The sequence below is a fragment of the Candidatus Harpocratesius sp. genome, assembly GCF_054039255.1.
In genome coordinates this window covers 1-9,667 of sequence record NZ_JBPLBG010000055.1, presented here as the reverse complement: position 1 = coordinate 9,667, position 9,667 = coordinate 1, and the positions used below count along the sequence as shown (strand labels likewise).

The following is a 9,667-nucleotide window of genomic DNA, read 5'->3' as shown; positions in this document are numbered from 1 at the left end:
GACATTCTGCATTTTTGACTTTAGAACTTTTACAAGAATGTGATTACAATGATGATTGTGTTCGTTCTAAATGTGCTTTTACAACTCATACTCCCGTAAAAGCTGGTCATGATAAATTTAGTTATGATTTGTCTTATCAAATTCTAGGAAAAGAAATTCCTTGGCATATTCGTGATATTGCGACACATGATATGCTTAGCATGACTGATTTAGCTATAAATATGAGTCATAAAACAAACAGTGTTTCTGTTCGTCATCAAGAAGTTTGCAAGGAAATGTTTCCCGGAAAAGAATTTTCAAATATAACAAATGGAATACACCATTTAACTTGGGTTTCAGACAGTATGTCTAAACTTTTTGATAAAAATTTAAAAGGTTGGCAAGATAATCCAGAAGTTTTTGAAAATGCTATAAAATCTATTTCAGATGAAGATTTATTGAAAGCAAAAAAGAAAGAAAAAAAGAAATTTATCAAATGGATAAACAATCATCCAGAGTTTTTTGCCTATCATTCAAAAATGCACAAAGAAGATTTTTTTGATGAAGAAACTCTTACTTTTGTCTTTGCTAGAAGATTTGTTAGTTATAAAAGACCAGCTTTGATTTTCCGATTAAGGGAACGATTAAGACTGCTTGGGTATAAAAAAATTCAAATTATTTTTGCTGGGAAATGTCATCCGAATGATGGGTTTTGTAATGGTAAAATAGAAGAAATTCGCCATGAAGCTCGAAAATTAAGAGGACAAGTTCGGGTAGCAGTAATACCCGATTATAATATAGATATTGCCAAAAAATTAGTTGCAGGTGCTGATGTTTGGCTTAATAACCCTATTAAACCACGAGAAGCAAGTGGAACAAGTGGTATGAAATCAGCTTTGAATGGGGGACTTAATTGTTCTATTTTAGATGGTTGGTGGATTGAAGCATTTAATGACAAACCTTTGGCAGGTTGGGGATTTGGTGAAAAATCAGACGAACTTGATGAAGCTATTCGTGATGATGTTGATGCAGGGGAGTTATGTGATATTTTAGAAGAAATCATTTATTGTTATTACAAAAAACCAAAGCAGTGGACAAAACGAATGAAAACTGCAATTTCTTTAATAAGTTATTTCAACACTTATCGATGTGTAGAGGAATATGATAAAATTATGTGGTCAGATGAAAATTAATTTAAAATTTCAATCATCTTTAAAGCTGTTTCTGCATATTCTTTACCAAGATTTTTTCGTGAAATAGCTAATTCATCATTAGGGGAAACTAAAACTCCTTGAATAACTGGAATTTCTAAATCAAGAGATACCCTAGAAAGACCTTCTGTACATGATTTGATAACCATTTCATAGTGATCAGTTTCACCTTTAATTACACAACCAAGAGTTATTGCTGCTTGATATTTACCTGATTTTAAGAAATGTTGGACAGTTATTGGGATTTCTATTGCACCTGGTACTTGAACAAGTTTATAGTTCATATTATTTGTTTTAAGGACAGCAGTTGCTGATTCTTCAAGAGAAGCAGAAATACCTGAAACTTTATTGAATTGTGATGAAACGATTAAAATCATGATATTAAAATTTAAATTTTAATATATACTAACTAAATTATTGTGTATCGCAAATTGTTATAAAAATTTTAAAAATTCAATAATAGAACCGACCACTTGAAAGTGTTAAAAAAGAATTAGGAATTAGCAATATATTTATTTTCAATTATTGAAAAATTAATGTATAATAAGCAAAAAAAATAAAATATACATAAAAATATGAAAAAATTTAAATTAGTTTGCTTGATATTTACATCTTTATTTTTAATTAATTTGTCTTATGCTACGATTCATACAGCAAATGATATTCCTGTTAAGGTCACTGGGGATATGATTTCATCTGATGATTTAAATAATATTGTTGGAGTGATGAAAGGAGTTGAGCATGATGATAAAGGAACTTTAGATGATTATACAGATGATAGAATTACAGTTTTGGGAGAATTATGTGACAATAATGGGTGTTTAGGTGATATGACTTCTGGGGTTTGGACATCTATTGCGGATACTAATATTGATGCAGATACAGAACCAGATGGTATTTATTATGGAAATAGTTCAAGAGGAGATCGTATTGGGATAGGAACAAATGATCCATTAGGGATATTGCATTTAGATAGAAATAATGGAGAAGGTCCTTTAACAATAAGTAAAGGTAGTTATGGTTGGGTTCCAGGACTAGAGGAAGATTTAGTAATTGGTGATGGGGTTTCTTTTTGGGGAATTAATGCTGGTGATGATTTTAAGCTGGGAAGAGCTAGTAATAGTACGCATTTTTATATTAGTAATGATGGTAAAGTCGGAATAGGAGAAACATCACCAACAGCTAATTTACATATTTCAGATGAAACTGGATCGGCAACAGTAAAAATTGATTCAGCTTCCAATCAAAATTCTCGTTTATATTTCTCAGAAAATGGAACAGAAACATGGAATATAGGTAATGATACAACGGCTGATGTTTTTAACATTTATAACTCAGTAAATGGAAATACTGATTTTTCAATTAATAAAACAACAGGAAATATTGGTATTAATAAAATTGATGCAACTGAAAAATTGGAAGTAAATGGTAATATTCTGGTGACAACAGGAAACGATATTTGTTTATCTAATGGACGATGTCTTAGTCAAAATAATGGAAGTGGAACAACTCAGCATGAAGGGTGGCCCGATGCAATTAAATGTGATATTAATAATCCAGATTGGGGGATTGCTTCTTTTTATCTTACTTATTCACCAGTTAGTCCAACTTATTGGGGATCTGATCGAAATAAATTTATTTATCGTCTTCATCATGCAGATCGAATTAGTGTTATTTTTAATCCAGACAAAAGTTTTTATGGGTATCAAAATATTTCATCAACAGATTGTAATAATATGACGATTCCTCAATTATATGATGCAGGAAAAGCTTTTAATTTTTTAAGCATGCCTGTTTGTAATGATCAACAAACTTTAAAATTTAATGATGGGACAAATGCTTGGGAATGTGCAGATACGAATTCAACTTTACCTTATTGTTTACAAGGACAAACATTGAATTTTGATGCAGTTAATTCACAATGGATATGTGCTACAAATTCAAATTTACCAACTTGTGAAGAAGGTCAAATATTACAATATAATACAACTTCTACTGCATGGGAATGTACTGATGGTGTTGATTCTGTTTTTCCAACATGTGCCGATAGCCAAATATTAGCTTATAATGCAGCAATGTTGAAATGGGAATGTAAAAATGAATCAGGTGGTTCGGGGACGACTTTACCAACTTGTACAGATGGTAAAATTGCATCTTATGATGATGCAAATGGTTCATGGATTTGTGATGACAAACGACCAACTTGTACAGATACTCAAATACTAACTTATAATGGAACAACTTCAGTATGGGAATGTACAGATAATGTTGCCTCATTGCCTACTTGTTTGAATAATCAAATTTTAACTTACAATGAAACTGATTCTGCTTGGGAATGTTCGAATAATACTGGTGGAGGTGGTGGAGCATCGACTGATGAGAAGATTTTGGCTTTATATAAACATACACCACAGCAATTAACAGGAAATTATGAGCCAGTTGATTTTGATAATCAAATAAGAGTTGATACAGCATTTTCTCATAGTACATCTACAAATTCAAGTGAAGTCACGATAGAAGAAGATGGATGGTATGAAATTACTTATCATCTTTCAACAGATGTTGATTCGGGGACTTCTCGGAGTGGTTCGACAGCAAAAATAGAAATAAATATAGGAGGTCTTTGGGGGGATTTGCCTGGTACATTAACATACATGTATAATCGAAATGATGCAGTAGGTGGGACTAGTTCTTCTGCTACAATTTGGCATGAATTTTCAACAGGAGATAAAATTCGATTGCTTGTTCGTCAAGATTCAGGATCTAGTACGGTTTCAACTTTACCAGATTCAGTAGGATTATCTGTGAAAAAAGAAGACGGAGGAACAATGAACATAACAGATAATGATTGGAGTATTAATGGTAATGATTTAAATACTATTGTGACAGGAAATGTTGGGATTGGAGTTTCCTCACCTGTGTCAAAACTAGATGTAAATGGAGGTATTAAATTTGGTGATGATTCTGGTACTTGTGATGCATCAAAAGCGGGAACAACTAGATATAATTCTACAGAAAATTATTTAGAACTTTGTAATGGAACGGCTTGGGATGAAATTGGAGGAGGTGATGAAATGGGTAAAATTTATGTAGAAGAAGATAATACAAATAGAACTTTTGGTACAAACTGGGCAGATGGTATGATACTACAAACAAGGACAATACATGATGGGTGGGATATAAAATTACATTATGAACTTCCAACTAGAAATGATGACACGGGTTGGGGAGGAGGATATACAGAAGTTCAATATAGTATTAATTCTGGGGCTTGGCATAGTGTTGGTAGATCCGGTTATCAATTAGCAATGGGAAGTAATGCAAAAGAAATAAGAACTGATACACGAACAGTTTATTTACAGCGATCTGAGTTGACAGATGCTCCAGCTACTGGTGATTTTGATATTCAGTTTAAATTTAGACATAGATCATATAGTGGAAGATTAGAAATTAATGAGGATAGAGGAACATCTGATGCTAAATTTTCAAGTTTGTTTGTGATCGAAGAAAAGAAATTTGAATATTAAGGAAATACTAAAAAACAAAAAAAGAACTAATCTTAATTAAGATTAGTTTTTTGTTTTAAGATTTAGTAATTGTTTTAATTGTTATCTTATGGTATAATTATTAGATTTTTTGATAAGAATGAAAACAACTAATAATTTGGGGTTCAAAGTGACAAAAATAAGAAATAATTTATTGGATAAAATTATTGAGTTTGTAAAAAACAAACCAATATCAATATTTTTGGGGATTATAATGATAGGAATACTTTTTAATGCTGATTTTTTAAGTAAGTATTCACATTTATTTAAAGCAAGTTTACTTGAAATACAAAAAATTGAATTTACAGGAACAATTAGTCCAATCGAAAAAGTACCAAATTGGGTAGATCTTACAGATGCAGAGAGGTTAATGAATTATGATAAAATCCCTAAATCAAAATTTATTAAATTACCAGAATATAAAATTTCAGATTTTCAGAAAGGAATGGAATGGTCTTCAAGTAATAAAAAACAACGAAATTCTTATATTACATTTCCTGTGCCAAATCTTGGTAATTATAAATTAGATGGGACGGAAAACTCTGGGTCTCATCCAGGGATAGACATTAAAGCTCCAATTGGGACTCCGATAAGAGCTATTGCAAATGGGATTATAGTTAAAACAGGAAATCAAGTGACTGGATTTGGTAAGTTTATTTCAATAGTTCATACAGATGTGGGAAATTCAAAAATTACTTTGTATTCAAATTATGCACATTTATCTGAGATTTTAATAAAAGATGGGCAAAAAGTAGAAAAAGGACAAATTATTGGAAAAGTTGGAAATACAGGTATGGCTACTGCTCCGCATCTACATTTTCAATTAGATACTGAGGATGCACCTTTCCATCCATATTGGCCTTTTACTTGGAATCAAGTTCAAAAAGCTGGTCTAAATTCTTATTTTGAAGCAGTTAAATATGGGGTTGGAAAACATAATGCTCAAAAATATACAATTCATCCTATGGAATTTGTTGTGAAATATGAAAATTTTCATTCATTAGATAATTTGGTAGCTTCTCCAGATATTAAAATTATTCCAAAAGATAAAAAAGAAGATGAAAAAATGAAGGCAGTAGCACCTAAAAAGACTATTAAAGAATCTCCTAAACAAGTTTCTGAAAAAATACCAAAAAAAATCATAGAAAAACCTTTAAAAAAAGAATTTATAAAAAATCCCATTAAAAATATAAGAAAAAATAGTAATTTAAGTTTTAAATTAGATAGAAATTTTATTCCAGGTACACCAGAAAAAGTAGATATTCATATAAATAAAGATTTTTTAGTGGCGAATGCTGGTATTGAAATTTCTTCTACATTAAAAAACAAAGCAACAGTTGTTCCTGAGAAACTTTATAAAAAAGATTTTAAAAATGGAATAGCTAGTGTAATTGTAAAAACAGATTCTGATTATGCATTTAAATTAATAGCAAAAGGGGATTTTGGTGAAGTTAAATCAAAAACTTTAAAACCACAATTATTTTTAGATGTACCAAATGATTACATTTATCACACAGCTATTAAAGTTTTAAAAGACAAAAAGGTCATAAAAGGATATAAAGATGGAACATTTAAACCTCAAGATACTTTAAATAGAGCCGAAGCTTTAAAAATCATTCTTGTAGCAAATAATTTAAAAATAAAAGAACAATTAATTACAAAATTTAAAGATGTTAAATCTAAATCATGGTATTTTAAATATGTTGGAACAGCTCTTGAAAAAGGAATTGTAAAGGGGTATGAAGATAATACTTTTCGACCAGGTGGGATTGTCACTCGTGCAGAATTTTTAAAAATGGCAATTTTGGCAACAGGAAAAATTCCAACAAATAATATAAAAGAAAAACCTTATCCAGATGTAAAAATTACAGCTTGGTATGCTAAATATTTTCAATTTGCTAAAAAATATAAATTATTAGAAATAAAAAAGGGTCTGGTTTCTTTACCAAATCAACCAATATTGAGAGGCGAAGCTGTTGATGTGATTTATCGATTAAGTTTATTAAGGTAATACTAAAAAATAATTTTTTCCTTAATTTTTAGTATTTTAAAACAAAAATAATTTAATTTCCATAATCTGGATGTTTTGCTAAATATTGTGCCATTTCTCTTGTAAACTTAATAGCTTCAAGTAAATCTTTCATACTAGATATATGAATATATTTATGAAATCTATATCCTATTCTTGCTAATTTTTCTTCATAAAGAGAACGATGTTTTCGGGCAGTATTTGCTAAAACAAAATATTTTAATTTTGTTTTTTGTAGATTCAAAAATTCAATTTGTTTGGTTTTACACCAACTATACTGTCCTAAGAAATTAGTTTTTGTGGAACTACCACTACAGTTTGTTTCAACTCTATTACATAATTGTTCAAATTTAGAATTATAAGTTCGTAAATCTTGAATTATCATTTTTACAGTATAGGTTGGATGAGCGATATTATCTTTAAAAATTTCTTCTAATCTATTATCAAATTTTTTATTGATTTTTCTTATAAAGCTTGGTCCTTTTTTTTCAAAAAATATATTTTCTTTACAAGTTTCTTCATTAAAAAGATAGTTAGGATAATCTTGATATTTTAAAGTTCTCGCAGATGCTACATCAATAAATAATAAACAAATAATAAATAACAAAATAGAAGTTAATAGTATTTTTGCATCTATTTTTATAAAATATATCATCTTAAATTTTTAATTTTTAAATATCCAAATCTTTTACATTAGCTGCATGAGTTTGAATAAACTTTCTTCGTGGAGGAACTTCGTCTCCCATTAAAATTTTAAAAATATGATCAGCTTTTTCGGCATCATCGACTGTCACTTGTGCCATTGTACGAGTTAATGGATCCATTGTGGTTTCCCATAGTTGGTCAGGGTTCATTTCTCCAAGTCCTTTATATCGTTGGATATTATCTCCTTTTATATCATGTTCTTTTTGAATTACTGCTTTTTCTTCATCAGTCATAGCATACCAATGCTGTTTTCCTTTTTGTAATTTATAAAGAGGTGGTTGAGCAATAAATATATTTCCACTTGTCACAAGTTCTTTGAAGTGACGATAAAATAATGTTAATAAAAGTGTTCGAATATGAGATCCATCAACATCCGCGTCGGTCATTATTACAATTTTTTTATATCTAAGTTTTGAAATATCAAAAGTTTCACCAATGGCTGTTCCAAGTGCAACAACTAAAGATTTAATTTCATTATTAGCCAACATTCGATCAAGTCGTGCGTGTTCTGTATTTAAAATTTTACCACGAAGAGGTAATATTGCTTGAGTATGTCTATCTCGTCCTTGTTTGGCACTTCCTCCGGCACTGTCTCCCTCAACAATAAATAATTCAGAATCATAAGGATCTTTGGAAGCACAATCGGCTAGTTTTCCAGGTAGGGTTAAACCATCTAAAGCACCTTTTCTGATAACAGTATCTCGTGCGGCTCGTGCGGCAAGTCTTGCTCTCGTGGCTAAGGCACATTTGTTAACAATTAACTTTGCTTCATTTGGATTTTCGGATAGAAATTCAGTAAATTTAGCAGAAAAAAGTTTATCAGTGATCCCTCGTACTTCACTATTTCCGAGTTTTCCTTTTGTTTGACCTTCAAATTGTGGTTCAGGTACTTTTACAGATAATATTGCAGTTAGACCTTCTCTCACATCTTCATTTGTAAAATTAGGGTCCTTTTCTTTTAAAAGTCCATTTGTTCGAGCATATTTATTCATTACTCGAGTTAATGCCATAGAAAAACCAGTTAAATGTGTTCCTCCTTCTGGATTGGTCACATTGTTTGTAAAACAAGAAATATTTTCTCTGAATTCTTGTGTGTATTGCATGGCTACTTCAACATAGACATCATCCATTTCACCTTCTACTGCAACAACAGGTCCTATTCGGTCTTTTTCTGCATTTAGATGTCGTACAAAACTTGAAATACCACCTTCAAAATAAAATTCACAAGCATTTTTTTTGTCTTCACGATCATCATAAAATGATAAAGTTATTCCTTTCGTCAGATAAGCTTGTTCTCTCAATCGTTTTTTTATAAGTTTAAAATCAAAATCAAGGGTTTCAAAAATTTCATCGTCTGGCCAAAATTGAACAGTTGTTCCATTCTTTTTTGAATCAGCAATTTTTTTAAGTGGTTCTGCGGGATCACCTCGCTCAAAGGCAACGAAGAATTTCCCACCATCTCTTTCTACCGTCACTTCTGTACGAACAGATAAAGCATTTACAACTGAAACACCAACACCATGAAGACCACCAGAAACTTTATATCCACTTCCACCAAATTTACCACCAGCATGGAGTACAGTAAGTACGGTTTCAACAGCCGAAATCCCAGTAGTTGGATGTTTTTCAACAGGAATACCTCGTCCATTATCACTAACAGAACAAGAACCGTCTTTATTAATTTTAATAATTATGTGATCACAAAATCCTGCCATTGCTTCATCAATGGAATTATCTATAACTTCCCATATTAAGTGATGAAGTCCACGAACATCAGTAGAACCAATGTACATACCGGGTCTTTTTCGTACGGGGTCAAGTCCTTCTAAAACTTGAATATCGGAAACATTGTAATCGTCTGTCATTTTTTGGGTTAAAATATATTTTTATACTCCTTGTAAAGAAGCTAATTGTTCGATCAATCGAAAGATACTTACAAATAGATAAACTTGAATAATAAGTACTGTTAACATTAATAAACTTACAATCAATTGTTGTTTTCCTGTAATATAGACTTCTCTAGAAATTAATAAAGAACTATGTTTTGTTTCTTTTGTTGAAGTTTTTGTTTTTTTGTTTTTTGCTGACATTATTAATTTTTATTAAAATATACCAAGATCATTCTAGGGAAACACCGAAAAACTACAAAATAAATTCTTACTTAATTTCTAGTATAATTCCCAAAAATATTTCTTTTT

7 protein-coding genes are annotated in these 9,667 nt (G+C 30.5%); 3 read left to right on the top strand and 4 right to left on the bottom strand.

The window, feature by feature from the left end:
- Positions 1-1,172 (top strand): alpha-glucan family phosphorylase (gene glgP, locus ACXLDF_RS13320; RefSeq protein WP_457559030.1); only part of this gene is annotated, 1,172 nt, incomplete at its 5' end.
- On the opposite strand, the gene ribH is transcribed toward glgP, so the two are convergent.
- A complete protein-coding gene (ribH, locus tag ACXLDF_RS13315) occupies positions 1,169-1,567 on the bottom strand; it encodes a 6,7-dimethyl-8-ribityllumazine synthase (RefSeq protein ID WP_457559029.1) in 399 nt (132 codons plus the stop codon). The genes glgP and ribH overlap by 4 nt on opposite strands.
- 198 nt (positions 1,568-1,765) lie before the next feature.
- On the opposite strand from ribH, the gene ACXLDF_RS13310 reads away from it, so the two are divergent.
- Positions 1,766-4,717, top strand: coding sequence for a hypothetical protein (locus ACXLDF_RS13310; RefSeq protein ID WP_457559028.1), 2,952 nt, complete (start codon positions 1,766-1,768; stop codon positions 4,715-4,717).
- A 232-nt stretch (positions 4,718-4,949) separates the two neighbouring features.
- A complete protein-coding gene (locus ACXLDF_RS13305; protein WP_457559027.1) occupies positions 4,950-6,746 on the top strand; it encodes an S-layer homology domain-containing protein in 1,797 nt (598 codons plus the stop codon).
- 52 nt (positions 6,747-6,798) lie between these two features.
- Here ACXLDF_RS13305 and ACXLDF_RS13300 read toward each other — a convergent pair whose 3' ends face one another.
- From ACXLDF_RS13300 to ACXLDF_RS13290, 3 genes are read right to left on the bottom strand one after another with little or no spacing between them, the layout of a single operon-like run.
- Positions 6,799-7,419 (bottom strand): hypothetical protein, encoded by a 621-nt coding sequence (locus ACXLDF_RS13300; protein WP_457559026.1) that lies wholly within the window; start codon positions 7,417-7,419, stop codon positions 6,799-6,801.
- Between the two features lie 16 nt (positions 7,420-7,435).
- Positions 7,436-9,334 carry a DNA topoisomerase (ATP-hydrolyzing) subunit B gene (gene gyrB / locus ACXLDF_RS13295; protein ID WP_457559025.1) on the bottom strand — a complete coding sequence of 633 codons (1,899 nt, stop codon included), beginning with the start codon at positions 9,332-9,334 and terminating at the stop codon, positions 7,436-7,438.
- Positions 9,335-9,355: 21 nt separating this feature from the next.
- A complete protein-coding gene (locus ACXLDF_RS13290) occupies positions 9,356-9,559 on the bottom strand; it encodes a hypothetical protein (protein ID WP_457559024.1) in 204 nt (67 codons plus the stop codon).
- Positions 9,560-9,667: the final 108 nt, after the last annotated feature.

Coding starts and splice junctions, on each gene's coding strand:
- ribH (WP_457559029.1), bottom strand. CDS start 1,567: ATGATTTTAATCGTTTCATCACAATTCAATAAAGTTTCAGGTATTTCT.
- ACXLDF_RS13310 (WP_457559028.1), top strand. CDS start 1,766: ATGAAAAAATTTAAATTAGTTTGCTTGATATTTACATCTTTATTTTTA.
- ACXLDF_RS13305 (WP_457559027.1), top strand. CDS start 4,950: ATGATAGGAATACTTTTTAATGCTGATTTTTTAAGTAAGTATTCACAT.
- ACXLDF_RS13300 (WP_457559026.1), bottom strand. CDS start 7,419: ATGATATATTTTATAAAAATAGATGCAAAAATACTATTAACTTCTATT.
- gyrB (WP_457559025.1), bottom strand. CDS start 9,334: ATGACAGACGATTACAATGTTTCCGATATTCAAGTTTTAGAAGGACTT.
- ACXLDF_RS13290 (WP_457559024.1), bottom strand. CDS start 9,559: ATGTCAGCAAAAAACAAAAAAACAAAAACTTCAACAAAAGAAACAAAA.